Source organism: Phaeodactylibacter sp. (genome assembly GCF_040219495.1).
GTDB lineage: Bacteria > Bacteroidota > Bacteroidia > Chitinophagales > Saprospiraceae > Phaeodactylibacter.
Map to the genome: position 1 here is coordinate 45,125 of NZ_JAVJSK010000017.1, position 21,014 is coordinate 66,138.

7 protein-coding genes and 2 tRNA genes are annotated in these 21,014 nt (G+C 53.2%); 4 read left to right on the plus strand and 5 right to left on the minus strand.

The annotated features are described in order from the left end of the window. Positions 1–17 precede the first annotated feature (17 nt). Complete coding sequence (locus RIC19_RS03300; RefSeq protein ID WP_350176811.1) at positions 18–1,823, plus strand: acyl-CoA dehydrogenase family protein; 1,806 nt, start codon at positions 18–20, stop codon at positions 1,821–1,823. 82 nt (positions 1,824–1,905) lie between these two features. Here RIC19_RS03300 and RIC19_RS03305 read toward each other — a convergent pair whose 3' ends face one another. Continuing rightward, positions 1,906–7,866, minus strand: coding sequence for a T9SS type B sorting domain-containing protein (locus RIC19_RS03305; RefSeq protein WP_350176813.1), 5,961 nt, complete (start codon positions 7,864–7,866; stop codon positions 1,906–1,908). A 587-nt stretch (positions 7,867–8,453) separates the two neighbouring features. Between RIC19_RS03305 and RIC19_RS03310 the strand changes: the two genes are divergently transcribed. The 3 genes from RIC19_RS03310 (at position 8,454) to RIC19_RS03320 (ending at position 11,764) form a co-directional block, all read left to right on the plus strand. Further along, positions 8,454–8,526 (plus strand) — tRNA-Gly (locus RIC19_RS03310). Positions 8,527–8,617: 91 nt separating this feature from the next. After that, a tRNA-Gly gene (locus RIC19_RS03315) sits at positions 8,618–8,690 on the plus strand. 680 nt (positions 8,691–9,370) lie between these two features. Beyond that, complete coding sequence (locus RIC19_RS03320) at positions 9,371–11,764, plus strand: DUF5916 domain-containing protein (protein ID WP_350176815.1); 2,394 nt, start codon at positions 9,371–9,373, stop codon at positions 11,762–11,764. Positions 11,765–11,870: 106 nt separating this feature from the next. Here the strand turns inward: RIC19_RS03320 and RIC19_RS03325 are convergent, their stop codons facing one another. From RIC19_RS03325 to RIC19_RS03340, 4 genes are all read right to left on the minus strand, one after another. Then, positions 11,871–13,301, minus strand: a complete 1,431-nt coding sequence (locus tag RIC19_RS03325; protein WP_350176817.1) for a tail fiber domain-containing protein — start codon at positions 13,299–13,301, stop codon at positions 11,871–11,873. Between the two features lie 13 nt (positions 13,302–13,314). Continuing rightward, positions 13,315–13,806, minus strand: a complete 492-nt coding sequence (locus RIC19_RS03330; protein ID WP_350176819.1) for a T9SS type A sorting domain-containing protein — start codon at positions 13,804–13,806, stop codon at positions 13,315–13,317. 127 nt (positions 13,807–13,933) lie between these two features. After that, positions 13,934–16,204, minus strand: a complete 2,271-nt coding sequence (locus RIC19_RS03335; RefSeq protein ID WP_350176821.1) for a PKD-like domain-containing protein — start codon at positions 16,202–16,204, stop codon at positions 13,934–13,936. Positions 16,205–16,380: 176 nt separating this feature from the next. Next, on the minus strand, positions 16,381–20,565 hold the full coding sequence (locus RIC19_RS03340) for a two-component regulator propeller domain-containing protein (RefSeq protein ID WP_350176823.1): 4,185 nt from the start codon (positions 20,563–20,565) through the stop codon (positions 16,381–16,383). Between the last annotated feature and the right edge of the window lie 449 nt (positions 20,566–21,014).

Consider the following 21,014-nt stretch of genomic DNA (forward strand, 5'->3'; position numbering starts at 1 on the left):
AAAAATCAGCACGACCCATGGCCGAGTACGTTAATATGGACACCCTGCGCTTTCAGCTCTATCAGGTCCACGATATGCCGCAGCTTTTTCAGTATGCGCGATATGCGGAGTACGACAAAGACGCGATAGACCTCTATTTGGATTCCGTCAAAGATTTTTCGGACCAGGATTTGTACCCCTCTTTCCGGGAAATGGACGAGTCGCCTGCCCATTTCAAGGATGGCAAAATCATCGTTCACCCCAAGATCGGGGAAGCGATGAAGAAAGCCGGTGAGCTGGGCGTCATTGGGGGCCCTTACGACATGGAAGCCGGCGGCATGCAATTGCCAGGCATTGCTTCCCATGCGGCCTACTATATTATGGAGGCGGCCAATAATAACGTACCCGGCTATATGGGGCTCACTGCGGGCGCTGCCCATCTCATCATTGCATTCGGGAATGAATGGCTGAAGGAGACTTTTGTGCCCAATATGCTGGGCGGGCAGTGGGGCGGTACGATGTGCCTGACTGAGCCGCAGGCGGGCAGCTCTCTTACCGATATTACGACCACCGCCTACCCTCAGGAAGACGGGACCTATCAGATTAAGGGGCAGAAGATCTTCATTTCCGGTGGCGACCACGAGCACAACGACAATTTTGTGCACCTGGTGCTGGCCCGCATCAAGGGCGCCCCGGCGGGCACTAAGGGGATTTCTCTGTTTGTGGTACCGAAGAAGCGCCCCGAAGGCGGCGGCCTGGTGCCCAACGATGTGGTGACAGCGGGAGACTATCAGAAGATGGGGCAGCGGGGGTACTGCACGACCCACCTGGTCTTTGGAGAAAACGAAGGCGCTAAAGGCTGGCTGGTTGGCGAGCCTCACAAAGGGCTGAAGTATATGTTCCAGATGATGAATGAGGCCCGGATTGCGGTAGGGCGGGGCGCCGTATCTATTGCGGCGGCGGCTTACCATGCTTCCCTGCAGTATGCTCAGGAGCGCCCGCAGGGGCGCCGCCTGAAAAACGACGGCACGAAGGATGTTTCCGAAGAGCAAACCCTGATCATCAACCACCCGGATGTACGCCGGATGTTGCTGTTGCAGAAAGCCATTTACGAAGGGGCGCTCAGCCTGGTCAATCAGACGGCGCTGTACCACGACCTGGAAATGGTATCGGAAGGGGCCGACCACGAGAAGTACTATCTCCTGCTGGAGCTGCTCACGCCGATTGCCAAGACCTATCCTTCTGAGAAGTGCCGGGAAGCTGTGGACAATGGTTTGCAGGTGCTGGGCGGCTACGGTTTCTGTACTGATTTTGTGCTGCAGCAATACTTCCGCGACATCCGCATCATGGCGATTTACGAAGGCACCACCGGTATTCAGTCGCAGGATTTGCTGGGCCGTAAGGTGACGATGCAGAAAGGTAAAGCTTTGGAATATCTGGCTGCTGAGGTGCAGAAAGACATAGAGGCGGCACTGACCTACGATGAGTTAAAGCCTTACGCGGGTATGCTTGGTCAGAAGTTGCAGCTGGTCCAAAAGGTACTGGGCCAACTGATGCCCTACGCTATGAAAGGGCAATACGAGCGCTACCTGTCTGATGCGACCCTCTTCATGCAAATGATGAGCACGGTAGCCGTGGGCTGGCAGTGGCTGAAGATGGCTACTGCTGCCAAGCAGGCTCTGGTGACTGGAGATCAGACTTACACCGCTGCTTTTTATGAAAGTAAGGTGCATACTCTGAAGTTCTTCTACAAATATGAACTGGCGAAGGTCGACAGCCTGTCTCAGATCCTAATGGATGAGGTGGTCTTGACGATCCTTGAGGAGAAGGAGCTGATCTGTTAGGGTAAGGTCAGGACTTTACGGAATAAAAAACGCCCGATGAAAATTGAATTTCATCGGGCGTTGTGTTCTGGCTTTAAGCGGTTTACCGCATCAAAATGACATCGCCCTTGAACTCTGCTGTGGTCCCGTTTTTAAAAGTGGCCACCACGTAATAAACGAACACGCCACCGTTCATCAGGTCGCCCCGGAAGGTGCCATCCCAGCCGAACTGACTATCGTTGACCTGAAAGTTGTAGGCTTCGAAGACGATCTCGCCCCAGCGGTTGTAGACCTGGAAGACATCGACTTGCTCCACCCGGTCATCTCCCTGAACATAGAAGACGTCGTTGGTGCCATCGTCATTGGGCGAGAATACGTTGGGCAGGTAGACGCTCTGCCGCTGATCCACCAGCACGTTGACCTGATCACCTGCTGTACAACCGTTGAGGTCGACTACCATGACGGAGTACGCGGTGGTGACCAGTGGTGTGACCACCTGTTCCAGGCAATCCGGGCACTCGGTGGGGAAGCGCGGTTCCCAGATGATCGTATCGATATCCTCAGGCTCCAAATTGGTTTGGATTTGGAGGATGGCGTCGGCACCCACTTCGATACTGATGTCTTCGCCCAGGCTTACCTCCAGCTCCAGGGGCTGATTGATGAGGATTGCTGCGGATTCAATACACCCGTTCACATCCTGAACGGCAACGGTATAGCTGCCTTCATTCAGGCCGGTAAAGGTGCTGTTACTTTGAAAGGCTCCATCATCGATGGCGTATACGTAAGGCGGGGTGCCGCCTTCTGCAACCACCTGTACCGCGCCGTCGGCTTCTCCGAAACAAGAGATCGGGCTGATGTTGAGGTTGATGAGCAGCGCCTCAGGAGCCGTGAGGGTGATCGAGTCCACTGCGCTACAGCCATTAGCACTCGTGACGGTCACGGAGTGGGTGCCTGCCCCAAGATTGTCCACTGCTGCCGAAGCTGCACCATTCGACCAGGCGTAGGTGAAGGGTGGTTGGAAGTCGCCGCTTAGGATTTCTACCGTTGCCATGCCATCGTCCCCTCCGGCACAGCTGACCTCATAGGGCCCGTAGGTGGAGGTGATGGCTGCTGCTATTTCGAGCGGGGCGAGCGTGGTGGTGGTAATCACGAGGCTGTCGCACCCAAACTGATTGACCAGGACTTCCGTTACGGTGCCGACTTCTTCCGGAAGGCAGGAGGAAGCGCTGAGGAGGGTCGTATCGACGGGCAGGAGTGTCGTGGTGGTGATCACGAGGCTGTCGCACCCGAATTGATTCGTCAGGAGCTCGGCTGTGGTACCTACGTCTGCGGGGTCACAGCTGGTATTGCTGAGCATGATCGTATCGCTGGGCAGCAGGGACGTGATGGTGACAATCAGGCTGTCGCACCCAAACTGATTCGCCAATAACGTTTCAGTAGTGCCCACCTGAGCCGGGTCGCAACTGCTCTGCGCGATCAGGGTCGTATCGCTGGGCAGCAGGGACGTGATGGTGACAATCAGGCTATCGCACCCGAACTGATTGGTGAGCACGGTTTCTTCCGTGCCGGTCTCTGCCGGGTTGCAGCTGCCAGCTTCCACGATAGTGGTATCACTGGGCAGCAGGGTAGTGGTGGTAATGATCAGGCTATCACAGCCAAACTGATTGGTCAGTATAGCCTCCGTGGTGCCCGCTTCTGCCGGGTCGCAAGTCGTGGCATTGAGCTGTGTGGTATCGCTTGGCAGCAAGGTGGTCGTCGTCAATACGAGGCTATCGCACCCGAATTGATTCGTCAGGAGCTCGGCTGCCGTACCTACCTCAGCGGGGTCGCAACTAGTGGTGCTGAGCATGGTCGTATCACTGGGCAGCATGGTAGTGGTGGTGATCACGAGGCTATCGCACCCAAACTGGTTCATCAGCAGGTCTTCGGTGACGCCGGTTTCTGCCGGATTGCAGCTTGTGGCATCGAGGAAGGTCGTATCGCTGGGCAGTAGGGTAGTAGTGGTAATGACCAAACTGTCGCACCCATCCTGATTGGACAGCAATTCCGCGGTGGTGCCAGCTTCAGCGGGGTTGCAGGTAGTGGCGTCGAGCAAGGTGGTGTCACTTTCCAGGAAGACGGTGGTGGTGACCACGAGACTGTCGCACCCAAACTGGTTCAGGAGCAGGTCTTCGGTGGTGCCCACCTCAGCGGGGTCACAGGAGCTGATTTCCACGACAGTGGTGTCAACAGGCAGTAAGGACGTAATGGTGATGACGAGGCTATCGCACCCATCCTGGTTGACGAGTAGTTCTTCGGTGGTGCCTGCATCAGCCGGATTGCAGGACTCAAGCTGTACCTGTACGGTATCGCTCTGCAGCAAGGTGACGGTGGTCATAATGACACTGTCGCAGCCCTCCGCATTGGTGAGCACTTCCGTAAACGTACCCGTTTGAGCGGGGTCGCAACTGGTGCCGCTGAGCAAGGTCGTATCCGGGATATTGACCACGAGCGTAGAGAATATCAGGCTATCGCAGTTGTTGGCCCCGGTCAGGGTATCCACGTAAGTGCCTGGTTCCGTCTGGAACGCCCCCCCGATCAGCAGGCTGTCGCCCTGGCAAATTTCAAGGGCCTGGTTGGAACTCGTCGGGACATTAAGATCAACGGTGGCGCTGTCTGCCAACACATTACTACAACTCGCGGGAGAACTGTCGCTAAGCCCGGTCAGCACATAAGTTGTGGCCGCACCGGGCATTCCCGGAAGGGTATAAGGCGTATTGACATTCTCAATGGTATCCGCTATGCCGTTAGCCTCGTAGGTAAAGTCGAAGGGGGCGGTACCTGTCAGGCCAAAGGTCAGAATAGCCGTGCTGCCTTCGCAAATGGCGGTATCTCCCAGTAGCGTACCGGTGGGCAGGGCGTAGAAGGCTACGGGTGCACCAATAGAGACGGACAGGCAGGGGCTGCTGTAATCTGGTGCCCCGGCAGCGGTCACATCCGTTGCTACGGCAGAGACGTAATAAGTCTGACCATAGTTCATGCCCGGCTGAAAGCCAAACACGGGGGTATCATTTTCTGCCAGAATGCTGCCCAGAGAAGTGCCGTTGTTGTCGTGCAGTACGAACAGCAGGGTATCATTGGGGTCAAGCAAGGCATCCTGATTAAACACCAGGGTTGCGGTATCATCTTCACACACGGTCGTCAGCCCGGAGCCCATCGATCCGGCGGCGGTTGCGCAATCGCAGGAAAACGTGCCCGAGACCACCGTAGGGTTGCAGTCGTTGGCATCGGTTACCGTGATGTTGTAGGCACTGCCATTGGGCAGGGGAGGAGTCGTGTAATTGCCCGGCGCATTATCAACCGTTGAGCCATCGCTAAATTGCAGCTGATAGCTGGTACTGTCGCCACCACTGATCAGAAAGCTCAGGGTGTAGCTGGTGTTGGTGGAGTCGCAGGTGGTCATGATGCCCGAGACAGTGGGAGCAGTATTGAGGTTGACGGTGGCGGAGCCTGTCCCGGATATGGTACACCCATTGGCATCCGTGAGTTCAAGTAAGGTATAATTGCCAGGCAGGGTAGCCGCAAAGAAGGCCGATAAATCGCTGCTGTTCAAAGCCGGCTGCGGGTTACCGTCGATAGCGATGGTGTAAGTAAACGGTGGCTGCCCGGTGAAGTCGAGGGACAGTTGTACGGTATCGCTGCTGCCCTGGCAAATATCACCATTGCCGCTGATGCTGCCGGTGGGGAGTTCGAGGGCCTCAATGCTCAGGGTATCCGCAGCGGTACAGCCTTCGTCTGAGGTGAGGGTATAAATTACGTCATATATGCCGCTGCCCAGCCCGGCAGGATCGAAGCCGCCCTGTGCGTCTGCGGCACCCGACCAAACCCCGCCCTGCGGCATAGCGCTCAGCGTTTGCAGGGTATCATTTGCACAGAAGGGGCCGGCATTGCTGATCATAGGGGCGGGCAAAGGCACGATCGTAATGGCTACCGTATCGGCATCCGAGCAGCCGGCAGCATTTTCAAAGGTATAAATAGCCTGGTAAGTACCGGGGCCATTGGCTGAGGCATTGAAGGTGCCCATTGCAGCAGCATCGCCCGACCAAACGCCGCCCGCCGGTGTGGCCGTAAGGTTTACCGGTGCTGCATCTTCACAAAGCACGCCCACGGAATCGATCGCCACCATAGGCAAGGGGAGGATTTCCAAATCCAGGGTGTCTGTGCCTTCGCACCCTTCCGGGTCGGTATAATCGTAGACCGCGGTGTAGTTGCCCGGCGGGAGGACGGAGGGGTCAAAAACGCCCTGCGCATCCACATCGCCGGACCAGCTGCCGCCGGTAGGAGAGCCGGACAGTGTATCCGGCACGGCCCCTTCACAGTAAGGGCCAGGGTCTTGAATGCTAACCTGCAGATCAGAGCTGATTTCGAGATCGAAGGCCGCAGTGGCTTCGCAACCATTGGGGTCCGTATAGGTGTAGGTAACGGTATAGGTGCCATTGGTACGGCCAGCAGGGTTGAAAGTGCCATTGGGCGCAGCCTCCCCTCCCCAAACACCACCACCGGGCACACCGGTAAGAGGCACCGGCGGGCTGCTGCTGCAGAAAGGCCCCTGAGGAGCATCGATATAAGTGAAAGGCGGTGCGGCTACTTCGATGAGGAAGTCATCGGTGCTCGTGCAAAAGTTAACATCGGTAAACGTGTAAGTCACGAGGTGGAAGCCCGGCCCCGCTTGCTGAGGGTCGAATAAGCCGTTAGCGGATACTGCGCCGCCCCAGGTACCTCCGGGAGGAAGAGCCTCGAGCACCACCGGGAGGTCGTCCTGGCAGAATGGGCCAGGCTCCACGATAGCGACCACCGGATTGGGGACGATTTCAAAGACCAGGTCCTCAGTGGTGGTACAGCCGTTGTTATTGGTAAAAGAATAGGTTGCGGTATGCGGCCCCGGCCCCAGTGCGCCGGTGATGATTTGCCCGTTAGCGGAAGCAACGCCGGACCAGGTGCCCCCAAAGGGCAGTGCTTGCAGGGTGACCACACCCTCATCCAGACAGAAAGGGCCCGGCGTAGAGAAAGAGACCGTAGGCGGAGGCAGGATAGTCACGAAGCCCGTTTCTGTGCCTTCGCACCCATTTGGCCCGGTGACGGTGTAGGTCACCTGAAAAGAGCCCTGCCCCAGCGCCTGCGGGTTGACCAGCCCGGAAGGCGTCGCGACACCACCCCAGGTGCCCCCCGGCGGTGTTGCGGTGAGTGTGGTGGGCGGAGAGTCCGGGCAGAGTGGCTGGCCGGAGTTGATGATGATCGTTGGCCCGGAAAGCACTTCAATATCAAGCATGGTTTCATTGGGGCAAATGGCGCCCGGGGTGGAATAGGTCACTTCGTGTGTCCCCGTCCCGTTATTGGCAGGCACAAAGAGGCCGGTATTTGTGGCACTGCCGCCCCAGGTGCCCCCCGGTGGGTTGGCAGTGAGTTGGAAAGGCGGGTCTTCGGGGCAGAAAGGCCCAGCCGGGAAGATGGTTGGGGGAGGGCCACCGCCGACGTCGCCCGGCGCGATGGTTGCGGTGCCGCCGGTCTCAATCGTAAAGCCCACGTCATTGCCCGTGATGTTGTCGAGGATAAGGAGGTAGGTCGTGCCGGCCGTCAGGTTGACGGTATTCTCCCATTCTGCTGCACCATTGATGCCCCAGGAGGCCACCGGGTTCGTGGCTATACCCGTAGGTACAAAAGGCGGGGTATTGATCGGGCCTACGTAGTTGCAGGAAATTTGCTGGGCACCGGGGCTGCCAGGGCAAGCATTCGCAATCAGTGCGAAGTCATAATCCGCGTTTAGATTGTTGGGCGTGACCAGCATTTCAAAGGTGCCCGAGCTTGTCGCCTCAAAAACGAAGTAGTAGGTGTCGTGTTCTCCGCCCACGAGGCAAGTGCCGTTGGCGAGGTTATCGTTGTCGTTGCCCGGCCCCGCGACGGTAGGCACGTTGATCGGCCCGGACCCCGCTAAGGGCGTGGCAGCGCAGCAATCGAACTGCGCGTGGAGGGGTACGGTAAAAGCCATCAGCAGGCCAATCCAAAAAAAGTGTAGTCTTTGTGCCATAGTCAATTTGCAAGGTTCCTAATCAATAAAGATCTGCTCTGCAATAGTTAGAGCTCTGTCAAGTATGAAACAACGGGTAGAGCGAAGCCAATAAGCACTGTAAAACTTCGGAGAAGTCGCATGTGATCCCTAGCAGAAGAGATGCCCTTCTACTCATCTCCGGCCACCTTACGCTGCTTTTCAAACTTGACAAAGCACCAGCCCGCAGTAACGTGGCCTGTTTCACGCTTTGAAGCCTCGGTTTTGCTGAACTTTTGTGCTCCATTACGTTGGAAAACATCCACGAATAGCTATTGCAGTATTCTTCTTTTTGGTCTTTTTAGGGAATGATTGGGAGGGATTCAGGTATATTATGCGGCAAATGTACGGGAAGCGCTCAGGTTTTCCACTCTAATTACGGATTTTGTTGTGTAGCTTTTAGGTCATATTAGTTTTGCTGATCTTGCAGGTTCCCGATTTTTTTAATCTGTAGATCAGTTACTTGTGGAGTACGGCAAAAAAAGTCTGCATAAAGGCTTGCTTTTGTCTGAAAGATTAAAGTATATTTGCATCGCTCTTTGAAAAAAGGGTGTTTGAAATTTTGATAAGCGGATGTAGCTCAGCTGGTAGAGCGCAACCTTGCCAAGGTTGAGGTCGCAGGTTCGAATCTTGTCATCCGCTCTAATAAACAGGACAAATAGGTGTTCTGGTTTTTTGAAATATTACTTGAGCGTACCCTTCCTTTTAGATAGAGGCGGTGTACTTACAACAAGCGGATGTAGCTCAGCTGGTAGAGCGCAACCTTGCCAAGGTTGAGGTCGCAGGTTCGAATCTTGTCATCCGCTCTAAGGTCTTCTGCGCGCAGAGGACCTTTTTTATTGCAAGTAATTACCGTTTTGGTTATCTTGCCATTGTCTTTTTAAGTTTTGCTCAATGGAGTAGAACTGAATTGCCGTTTTTTCAAATAACGTACCCAATTGCCCGGATGGTGGAATTGGTAGACACGCAGGACTTAAAGCAATTTGAGTGCGCCGGCGGAAACGCCGGATGTAGAACTTCTCAAATTCGGGGAAGCCTTCTCCTTTATCGGAATGGTAATCCCGAGCCAAGCCCCGGCCTTAGCCGGGGAAGGTGTAGAGACTTGACGGGAAGCGCCTACCCTCTTTTCAAGAGCAGGGCGAAGAGAAAGTCCAGACCACAAATCCTGACATTGACCGTCAGGGGCAGCGAAAGCTGTAGCTGGTAAGAAAATCCTGTGGCCATTGCGGCCGTGCGGGTTCAAGCCCCGCTCCGGGTACAAAAAAGAACAGCTCTGCGCAAGCAGGGCTGTTCCCATTTCCCCATATCCCAAACTGAGCCCCGGTGCCTTTGTCCAATGAATGGGGATGCTCATACGGTTTGCGTTGCGGGCAGCTTTGGCCGTTGGTGTACCGCTGCAAATATTCATATATTTGCGGGCATTCTGAAAACTACCATTTTACGGCATCAATTGGATACACTGCTCAGATTACTAAACATATTGATTATGCTGTTCATTTCCTTTTATGCCTGGGGGCAGGGAAAGGAAATGACCGCGTCCCGGACCTATGAAAAGATGACGGTCGATGGCCTGGATAGTGAGCAGCAGTGGAGCCACGCAGAGGTCGCTACCCATTTTCTGGAGCTCAACCCCACGGAAGGCCAACCGCCCAGGTTCCCTACGGAAGTGAGGGTGCTTTACGATGATAATAGTATTTACGTCCTCGGTTACTGCTATGATGAGCGCCCGGACAGCATCCTTACACAGCTGGGCGAACGAGACGACGACTTGAATGCCGACTTGTTTACAGTCTCTTTTGATACCTACAATCAGATGATTGATGCTTTTACGTTTTCGGTATCTGCATCCGGGGTGCAGTCTGACTCCCGGATTTCAGACCGATCGTTTAATGCCGTTTGGGAAAGTGCCGTTCAGGTGGTGGAGGATGGCTGGATTGTGGAGATCGAAATCCCGTACTATGCGATTCGTTTCCCGAAAGGGGAGGAGCAGGTCTGGCGCGTGAACTTTGAAAGGGAAATCCGGCGCAGCCGTACGGTGCTGCAGTGGGCTTTGGTGCCTAAGGAGGTGGAAACAGAGCTCAACTACTGGGGGCTTTTGAAAGGCCTGGACAACATCAGGGACCCGCTCCGGCTTTCCCTGTCGCCCTATGTCTCTTCGTTTGCCGAATACAGCAACGGGCAAAGTACGATCGGGTACGGGGCAGGGGCCGACCTGAAACTGGGGCTGAACGAAAGCTTTACGCTTGATATGACACTCCTGCCGGACTTTTCTCAGGTGCGCTCTGATAATATCGTCAAAAACCTGGGGGCTTTTGAAGTGGTCTTTGAAGAGCAGCGGCCCTTCTTTCAGGAAGGGGTGGAATTGTTTAACCTGGGCGACTTGTTTTACTCCAGGCGGATTGGAGGCGTGCCGAGCCGGTATGGTCAGGCCTTTTCTAATCTGGACACTATGGAAGTGGGCCTGGAGAACCCTGCGACTGCCCAACTGGTCAACGTGGCCAAAATTTCCGGCAGAAACCAGCATGGGTTAGGGATAGGAGTCATGAATGCCATAACAGCGCCCACCAACGCTCTTATTCAGAATACCGAAACGGAAACAACCAGAGTCGTGGAAACCAACCCCCTGGTCAATTACAGCATTATCTCTTTGGACCAAAACCTGCGCAACAACAGCTCTGTCTATTTCATCAACCTCAATACCATGCGGGCCGGTGATTTTACGGATGCGAACGTTTCCGCTGCCGGGTTCAACCTGGTTTCAAAAAGCTCTGCTTATTCCATTTCCGGGAATGTCAACATTACGCAACGAGATACCAGCTTACTGGAAAATATCTTTAAGGCCAATCCTAACGATGGCATCAGTTACGCAGTCAGTATCGCTAAAATCAAAGGCAATTTCAAATATGCCTTATCCAGTGAAAGCAAATCGCCAAACTATAACCCGAATGATCTCGGCCTGAATTTCGCGACCAATATCCGGACGCACGCCCTAGAGCTGCAATACAATAAATATAACCCCTTTTGGATTCTAAACAGGAACTCCAATCGGTTTACGTTGAGCCTTGACCAGGACTATACGACGGGCGATATCCTGAAAAGAAGATACAGTGGCCGTTTTTCTTTTGTTTTTCCAAGCTTCAATGCCATCATTATCAATATGAGTTCGCAAATTGGAGACGGGATTGATCTCTTTGAAGCCAGAGTGGATGGGCAGCCCTTTATCATTCCGGAGTTTTACTACAACGGGATTGGTATATCCACCGACTACCGGAAGCGGTTGGCCCTTGATGGCAGCATCGGCTACGGCGAGGGGTATTTTACTGATTATGTTGTCAATAACTACTTTGATATCAACCTTTCTCCCATCATCCGGCTCAATGACAAATTAACCCTGACGCCGTCTTCCAACTACTCGATATTTCTGAATGGAGCGGGCTTTGCCGGGTACTTTGATGGGGAGCCCATGTACGGCGTCCGGGATGTCAGGACTCTGGTCAATATTTTGCAGGGCAAGTACCTGTTCAAAAATAACCTGTCCCTGACCCTGAGGGTACGGCACTACTGGTCCTACGGGCTCTATAACTACTACGGGGGGCTTGACCCCGAGGGCTATATCATCCGGGATGACTCCTTTGGAGGGAATGCGGATTTCAACTTTAATGCCTTCAACACTGACTTGATTTTTGCCTGGCAATTCGGCCCGGGCAGCTTTCTGAATATCGTTTACAAGAATGACCTTCAGCGGGACGAACAGGATATCGAGTTGTCCTACTTCAATAATGTGCGTTCTGTGCTGGAAGAAGGGCAGCGCAATACCATAACTATGAAGGTGGTTTACTTTTTTGATACGGTTTCCAGCTATAATAAGATTTTTGATTAGGGTAGTTTCTAAGAACACGATCAATCTTCATCCCAAAAAGAGCAGGCCCTCTCCTGATTCCGGGAAGGCCTGCTTACTTTTCGTTCCGTACAGATAGAGTGCCCTGCTATTTCTGCAGCCCCTCTACCAGAGCCTCCAACCGCTCCAGCCGCGCTTGTAAGGTTTCATTCTCCTTTTTCAGGGATTCGATCTCTTCTTGCTGTTCCTGAATGGCTTTGGTAAGCACGGGAATAAAACTGAGGTAATTGATACTAATGTATTCGGTTGTCCTCAGCTCCGTTTCTTCTCCCGGCTTGGGATGCGCCACGTGCGCCGTTTCGTGAACCACCCCAGGAAAAATATCTTGAACCTCCTGGGCAATGAAGCCCATCTGAGCGCCAGTTGGTAAGTTCAAGTCTGTAAATTCATCCGTTTTAAAGAAGTAAGTTTTGGGTTCTAACTGAAGTACTTTTTCCAACGCGCCATCCAGTGCCATCACCTCTTTTTTTAGTTTGGCATCAGAAGGCCCCATAAGTTCTCCAGTATAATTTACATCGCCATTGAAAGCGCCTGCTAAAGCTAAAGCCCCATTCGCTTCACCGTATACCCCACGGCTAAAATCTCCCTGTCCGAAGCCGTGAACCCCAGTAGCCCCTACGGTAGTACTACCAAAACCGTAAACCCCTACACTGTTGATACCATTGCTTGCAGCTCCATATACCCCCCAGTTAGTTCCCGTACCTCCCTGCACAGAACCAACTACGCCTCTATTCCAATTGGTATTAGCACTTATTACCGAGACCTGTCCTCTGATGGCCACCTGCTCTCCTTTCACCTCAAATTTACTGGCATCCACTCCGGTATTCAACTGAAAAGGATCCGGGCCCACCCAGACGTCTGAATCCACCCATGTCTTGTTGGCCTTCAACTTCAGGTTGTCATCTTCATACTCTTCCAAATACACAATGTTTCCATCGCCAAAGTGTATAGTGCCTCCATGGTTAAAGCTGCCCTGGGTTCCATAGATTCTTATTGCATCATCGGCCTCAACCTGTAACTTGGATTCTGGAATGAAGGCTCCGGTACCTATCCCGACATTTCCAGAAGGAACAGAGGCAACGTTGTCACCTACCCGCGTCCATGCCGTACTCACTCCTGCGATGTTTGAGTACAAGGCATAAGGCACACTGAGCAGCTGACTGGTACCTGAAATCGTATAATTGGTGCCTCCGTTTGGATCTGTTTCTGTTTGAATATAATGACTCCCACTTCTCCACTCAATAGAGAAAAAGGTTCCGCCACTAACGGGTGTTCCTTCACCAATTTCAAGGGTTGCTAAGCCATTGGCATTTGTGGTCGAAGTGTGCGTTTCAGCATATTGAACCGGTCCGGTCGGACTGTCTTTTAAAATGCTAATCCGCATACCTACCGTACTATTGGTAATCAGCTGCCCATTGGCATCCCGGACGACGGCCTGATAGCTTATCTTTAGAGGGGCTTGAGCCATTAAGCAAAAAGTAAAAAGAAGTGCAAATAGGGTTATCGTAATCTTTTTCATGATCTGTAAAGGTTTAGTAGCGTTTGATTATTTGAAAGGTTTTAAGCGTTTGCCCTGCTGCATCCGTGACTTGCAGATAATAAGTGGCGGCGGCCAGTTTCTCTGTGGGGATGCTGGTCATATTGCTGATCACTGGTCTGCGATCCAGTAAGCGCCCATGGGTATCATACAATTGGCAGGTCAAATCCTGTTGATCGTAATTCGGAACCCGAAGATGGAGCATACTTGTGGTTGGATTAGGAAAAACGTCCATCTCCAGGAAAATGTCGTTTTCTTCTGTTCCGGTAACCACCAGGATTTCAAAGGCGTGCTGAATGCCCTGTGCGACCTCCCCTTCTGTCCCACTGTGTGTGGTGTAGATCGGATGGCCAATCGTATAACTTACCGTCCCTCCACTTCCAATCGCTTCACCACCAGAAGCATGGTGTGTCGATTCCTGGGCATGGATCGTCCCGAAGCAAAGCAGGAGGAACACCATGATCAAATAGTGATTTTTGAATGCCATAAATTTGGGTTTTTATGAATAATTGAATGAAAGCCAATCTCTTGCTATTGAAGGTTGCTGAGATTCCTGCTTTAGACCTGCGGTCTTCAATGATAAATGACTTGAGGCCAATGCCATCCGTATCTCATCATTCCATTTTACTAATGGCCTTAACATAGCGGAGCGACTGCCCGCTCAGGCGCACAAAATACAAGCCCGCTGGCTGGGTGCTTAAATCCAAAGCTACTGGCTGCCCCTGAGCGAAGACCTTCCGCCGGAGCACCGACCTTCCCTGTACATCCAGCACCTCCAGATCGTAAGTGCTGCCCACCGGAAAGATATCTTTGGTCTCTACATAAAACCAGTCCGAAGAGGGGTTGGGATAGACCGTAATGGTCTCGGTTATGCCGACTTCCGCGCTGGTGCTTGTGCTCAGGTCACTCCAGGCCATCACATCATCAAAATACCAGTATTCGGTATCGCTGGTGTAGCTGGGGCCCCAGTGATTATGCGTGAACCTTAGCCGCTCATAGACGCCGCCAGGCCTCCCGCTGAAATCGAAAACCAGTTGAACCCAGGTATTGACATCTTCTGGGCCATACTCTACAAATATTCTGTATCTATCCACACCCGGGGGCAAGTCGACATCGTCCAACATGAAACTGACTGCTCCCGTATCGGTGCAAAGTACTTTTCTCGTCATCACGGGATAGAGGTCCAGCGGGATTTCCGGCACGTCAGCCTCTACCCCTGCCCAGCGCGGAGCGATAGCTGGCTTATATACCAGACCGACGCTCTGGCTCAAATTAATTCCGGAAGGAAAGGGATTGGCGACCTCCTCAAATACAGCATCAGCATGCGGAACGAATTCCAAATCCCGGGTATCAAAATCTACATACAGGTACGATTCCGTTACATCAATCGGGAATTCATAGGTCTTGGTGCCACAGGAGTTCGCAACCGCTACGCTGATGACACCGGAGGTCGTCCCGAAGTCAACCTGTATGGAGGGGGTGCCTTGCCCGGAGAGGATGCTGGCATCAGCGGGTACCGACCAGGAATAGGTAGCCTCTGCATCCTCCTCAATAGAATACGTCTGATTGACCGTATTGGGGGGCACGTACGATTGGCCGCTTATGGGATAGGTCTGCAGCGCTACAGTCAGCGTGTCGCTGAAGGTCTCGCCACAGGTACTGTTGAAGGTGACGACCACTTCTCCCGGATCACAGCCCCAGTCCACCACAATCTCGTTGCTGTCTTGTCCGGAGACAATGCTGGCGTTTGCTGGTACTTCCCAGGTAAAAGCGCCAGCACTTGTCTGTGGAAAGGTGTATGTAACACCAATTTGACTCTCCGTGACAGTTTCCGGACCCGATAGGGTCGGCGTCACAAAGCCAGCCACGGTATAAACCAAATTCGCATTGTCACAAGGGGTTTGTAATTCAAGGGAAATATCACCGGGGGTACAGCCCCAGTCTACGGTGATTGCGTGGGTGCCTTGCCCGGAGGTGATCGTGGCATCCGCGGGTACCGTCCAGTTGTAGTCGGCGCCGGCAATGTCAGGGGCCTGATAGGAGCGCCCTGCCGCCTCTACCGTGGGTTGCTGGCCCTCGATCCTGATTCTATCCGGCCGGTTATACACCCGTACGTAATCCACCTCCAGGGTCTGCGGCAGCACGGCAGGGTCCACATCTCCCGGCCAGTTTCCGCCCAGGGCTAGGTTAATGATGAGGTAAAAATCTTCCTGGAAAGGCGCCCAGGGGCCAATATCATCGGGTGTGAGCTGATGGTATTGGATACCATCTATGAACCATGTGATGGAATCCGGCTCCCATTCCATGGCGTAGACGTGGAAATTGTCGGCCAGTATCTGGCCCGCAGGCAGGTCATAATATCCAGATTCATAGTCGTATGGCATACCGGTATGGACGGTGCCCACAAGCTGACCGGGATTGGTTCCGATCATCTCCATAATATCCATTTCTCCACTTCGGGGCCAGATGCCATAGACCGATTCGGTCGGCAGCATCCAAAAGGCGGGCCAAACTCCCTGCCCCTGCGGAAGCCGCATACGGGCCTCAAAGCGGCCGTAGCGGAAGTCGGCCTTTCCCTGGCTTATGATCTTAGCAGAGGTAAAGTCACTAAAGGCAGTGCTATCCTCCCGCCCGGTAATGACTAGCAGGCCATTTTCGACCCTGATGTTTTCGGGCGCGTCGGTATAGAACTGCCACTCATTGTTTCCCCAGCCACAGAGATCCGGACAACCGTCTCCGATGTCGTAGCTCCAATTATTGGTGTCCAGGACCGTGCCGTCAAATTCGTCGGCCCAGATGAGTTCCATGCAGGGCTGTGCCTCTATCTGTGCGGGGATGCTGGTCAATAAGCAGCTGAATAGTAAAAACCTAATTATTCGGTCCATGCGTATTGTTCGGATGATAGAAAAGAAAGATGGTGTGATTTGAGTAGTAAAATGCTTTGCTGCAATATCGGCCGTGCAGTGAAAGCACTCCTTCACTTATTCCCCATAGGACAGGAAATCTTAGCACCTATTTTGCACAGGTCATCTTAAAAACCAAGTAAATAATTGATAAACAACTACTTGCGTGTATCGCTGGGGGGATAGCCAAATTCCTCTGAAAAAACCCGGCTGAAGTAGTTAGGGTCACTGAAACCTACGGTGTAGGCCACTTCTGAAACGTTGAGATCGCTGTTCTCCAAAAGTGTAGCCGCCCTTTGCAGGCGAATGAGCCGGATAAATTGGCTAGGGGTCTTTCCCATCAGCGCCTTGAGTTTCCGGTTGACCTGGGTGTTGCTGAGGTTAGCAGCCCGGCAGAGGTCGTTAACCCCTAGTTGGGAATCGTCAATGCGCTCCTGGACGGTATGGATGAGCTTTTGCAAGAAGGCCTCATCCGGATTGGGGGCTTGTTGTTGAGCAATATTCTGGATGAGATGCTTGTCGCCGGAATAGCGGTCTTTCAGGGCTTGCCGAAGCGCGCGCAGTTTTTCCAGCCGGATGAAGAGTTCTTCCTTTTCAAAGGGCTTCGTCAGATAGGCGTCCGCTCCGCCCCGAAGGCCCGCGAGCCGATCCTCTTTACTTGAACGGGCAGTCAGCAGAATGATCGGGATATGGCTGGTGCGTTCGTCCTGCTTCAGCTGCATACAGACTTCGTATCCGTCTTTTTCCGGCATCATGACGTCGCTGATGACAATATCGGGCACCAATTCCAGTACCCGCTCAACTCCGGCCTGTCCATTTCGCTCAATATGAATCTCATATTGGTTTTGCAGCAGGCCGGAGATATAGGTGGCCACGTCTGCGTTGTCTTCAATAAGGACGAGGATCGGCTTGCCGGCTTCCTTTTCTCCTGCCAGCAAAGGCAGAAGGGGTTTACGTTCCCCGGCAGGGTCCGTTGTGGCCACTTCTTCAGGCGGAGTGGAAATCACAGGGGCCTGATTGCTAATGGGCAACCGGACTGTAAATGTAGTTCCTTTACCTGGTTGGCTGACCACGGATATTTCTCCGCCCATTAACTCAACGAGGTTTCGGGTGAGAGACAGGCCAATGCCCGTACCTTCCCCCTTGCGGGTAGCAGAGGTATCCACCTGAAAGAAGCGGTCAAAAATATGAGGTATATCCGCTTCCTCCATCCCTATGCCGTTGTCTTGTACTTTGAGGACTAAGCACTGATCCTGCCGCCTGGCATGCAGCACTACCTTCCCCTGTTCCCGGGTGAATTTCAATGCATTGGACAGCAGGTTGTACACAATGTGCTGGATTTTAGCCTCGTCATAATCCATGACCAATTCCTCAATTTCCGGATAGAAAAGCAGGCGGATGTCTTTTTCCCGGGCTTGAGAATAAAAGGATTCGGTCAGGTATTGGAGGTAGCGCATGATATCGCCCTGTACCAGATCGAGGCGAAGTTTGCCCGATTCGAATTTGGAAAGCTCCAACAGTTGGTTGATGAGGCGGAGGAGGTTTTGGCTGTTGCGGCGGATCAGGTCGCGCTCCTGTCCATGCCCACGGATCTGCTCAGCCATGCCCAGGATCACCGTCAGCGGGGTGCGAAACTCATGGGTGATATTGGCGTATAGCCGGGCTTTGGCTTCGTCCAGTTCCTGAAGCTGTAAGGCTTGAGCCTCAGCAGCTTCAGCCCGCAGATTGACCTCGCGCAAATGGGCCCGGGCACGTTCCGCGCGGATCAGGCGGCGGCGCTGCAACCGATCAATTGAAAAAAGGACACCCAGGGCTAATAACCCATAGGCGATGAAGGCCCAGAGAGTTCGCCACCAGGGTGCGAGGATGACAACCTCCATTCGGGCAGCTTCAGTACTCCATACCCCGTCCGGATTAGCCGCCTGCACCTGGAAGGTGTATTGCCCGGGCGGCAGGTTGGGATAAATGGCGGTGCGTTGTGTCCCCACCGTGCGCCAGTCTTCCTCATAGGGCGTAAGTTTATACCGGAAGCTATTGTCCTCCGGGCGCTCAAAGTGCAGCCCGGCGAATTCAAATGTAAGATCATTCTCATCGTGAGAAAAGGTAGCCTCTCTGCCTTCAATCTGGTAGTGGTTGGCGTGGGCACCCGGACGCGCTTCATACTTCTGATCAAAAACCACTAAACTGTGGATGACGGGCCGGGGTGCCACAGTGTCTGCCACCATCTGACTGGGATCAATCTGGAGGATCCCCCCATTCCCTCCAAATAAAAGTTTGCCATCGGGCAAGGCAATTGCGGCCTGTGGGTAAAACGTGTAGATGGGCGGCATTTGAGTAGGCTTGAACGTCCGGATAACGGCATTCCCTTTCTCCATCCATGCAATACCCTTGTTGGTAGCTATCCATACCCGCCCAGCTTGATCTGTAAGGAGACTTCGGATGAGGTTCCCCGGCAACCCGTCTGCCCTCGTGAATACCGTATAGTCTTGAGTTACAGGATTGAATTTTATCAGCCCAAAGCTATTCGACCCCAGCCATAGCTCTTCGGGCCCCAATTTCAGAATGGTTTCAATATTATAGCCGGTTAGCACCGCTTCTGTCTTACGGGACTGAACATCGAGCCGGAATAATCCACTGGGCGTCCCCAGCCAGACCATACCCTGCTGGTCAGGTACAATGTCCAGTACCTCCTGAAAGGGCGCGGACAATTGCCGGGGAAGATCGGTAGTGAGGTCTGATTGCGCATCCCAGTAAAATAAACCCTTAGAGGTACCCACCCATATGGTACCCGCCTGATCCTCATAGATGACATTAATAGGAAAACTCTGCTGGGGGTCAGGACGGGCAAGTAATTGGGAATGGTTAGTCTCAAGGTCCACCTGTACGAGCCCTCGTTCATTAGTGCCCACCCACAGTTTACCAGATTCCGGCTTATGCAGGGAAAGCCCCATTGTGGAAAAACCACCACTGTCCGGCAGTTTTTTCCCCAGTTCAAACAGTTGGCGCTCCCCCTTGGCGCTGTTGAGACGTTCCAGCCCGGCCCAGGTGCCAACCCAGATTTGCCCCTGTTCATCCAGCAGGAGCGCCTCAACATGCAAATCATCCAATTTAGGCTGCCCCTCACCACCATGCCCGATAACCTCGAAGACCTCAGACTGGGGACGAATGTGATTTAAGCCATTCCAGGTACTTACCCAAAGCCCCTTTTGGGCATCTTCGAAAAGAGACCAGACAGCCAGGTCAGTGAGCCCGCCGTTTACCGCTGCCCCTTGGCTAAAATGGGTGATGGCACCGGTCTTGGGGTTATAGCAATCCACTCCCCCCAGGAAATTTCCGATCCAAAGATTCCCACGGGCATCTTCATGAAGAAAGCGCACCCCGCCGGGATCCGGGCCATTTCGCCCATTACGCAGGGACTGTTCAAAAAGGCGACGCCCGTTCGGATGGTCCTCCGCCGGATAAAAACGATCTGTTTTCCGGTCCAGAAATTGTACGCCCCCTCCCCAGGTAGCCACCCAAAATACGCCTGCCTGATCTTCATACAAGCTGATGATCTCATTGTGCGCCAGGCTGTATGGATCATCCGGTTCGTGCAAATACCGGATAAAGCCATCATGATCCGGGTCATACCGGTTCAGCCCACCATAATTGAGCTCCCAGTCAAAGGGGGACCCCATTCCAACCCAAAGGTCACCGGACCGGTCAAGATAAAGCCGGCTGGGATTGTTGGCAGTCAGGCTGTAAGGGTGCTCCGCCCGGGGAAGATACCTTACAAAAGCATCCGTTTCAGGGTCATAGCGGCTCAAACCACCCAGTCCCTTGCCCATCGCTACCCACAGCCTGCCCCGGGCATCCTCCTGCAGATCTATCACCATAAGCCCTGATAGGCTGGTTGTATCTTCAGGGTCATGATGATACTGATGAAAGGAATCGGTTCGGGGATCGTACCGGTTTAGGCCATTCCAGGTGCCAGCCCATAGGGTACCCGACTGATCTACATATATTTTTTCTATGATGTTGTCGGAAAGCGAAAGGCTATCCTCCGGATCATGCTGGTACAGGCGTAGTTCGTAGCCATCGTAACGATGGAGCCCGTCCTGAGTCCCAATCCAGATATACCCCATAGTGTCCTGGGCAACAGAGATGACTTTTTCAGCAGCCAGGCCATCTGCCGGCGTAAAGTGCTCAATGGAAAACGGGGCTTTGGCCCCAGATGGGTACGGTATCTGCGCCAATGCCTGTCTCGGGGCGACCAACCCACTGCTTATCCATAACAAGATGAGCCCCACCCAGCATTTGATAGATACACCCGTCCAACTCTTTCCAGTAAGTGGGAAATGCATAGCCGCTTTTTTAACTCCGAACTATATAGAAAACCTATAGCTCTCTAATCTTTTGCCCGATGAAGATAGCGCTTTCCTCGTAATCCGCGCTTGTCTCTGGCCGGTGGATGAGACAGATTTGAAATTCAGGCTGCCAGAGGTCATTTTTTACTAACCAGGACCGGCAAAAATTACCATTCAGAACATTCAGGGGTTAAAATTCTACAGGTTCCTGTAGACCTTTTAGAGCGTGTTGGGATTTTACACTTCGGGCTGCTCTTGCCAAATTTTGTCCTACTCTTCGTTGTTCTTCGGTCACGTAGCTAAGGCTATGTGATTCAAGATTGGGCCCCTTTAATCCCATTCTTGAATGTATCACGCCTTGATTAGAACAAAATTTGGCTGCGTTCGCTCCAAAAGCAAAGTCCCAACACGCTCTTACATTGCAACACGCTCTTATATCAGAGGCG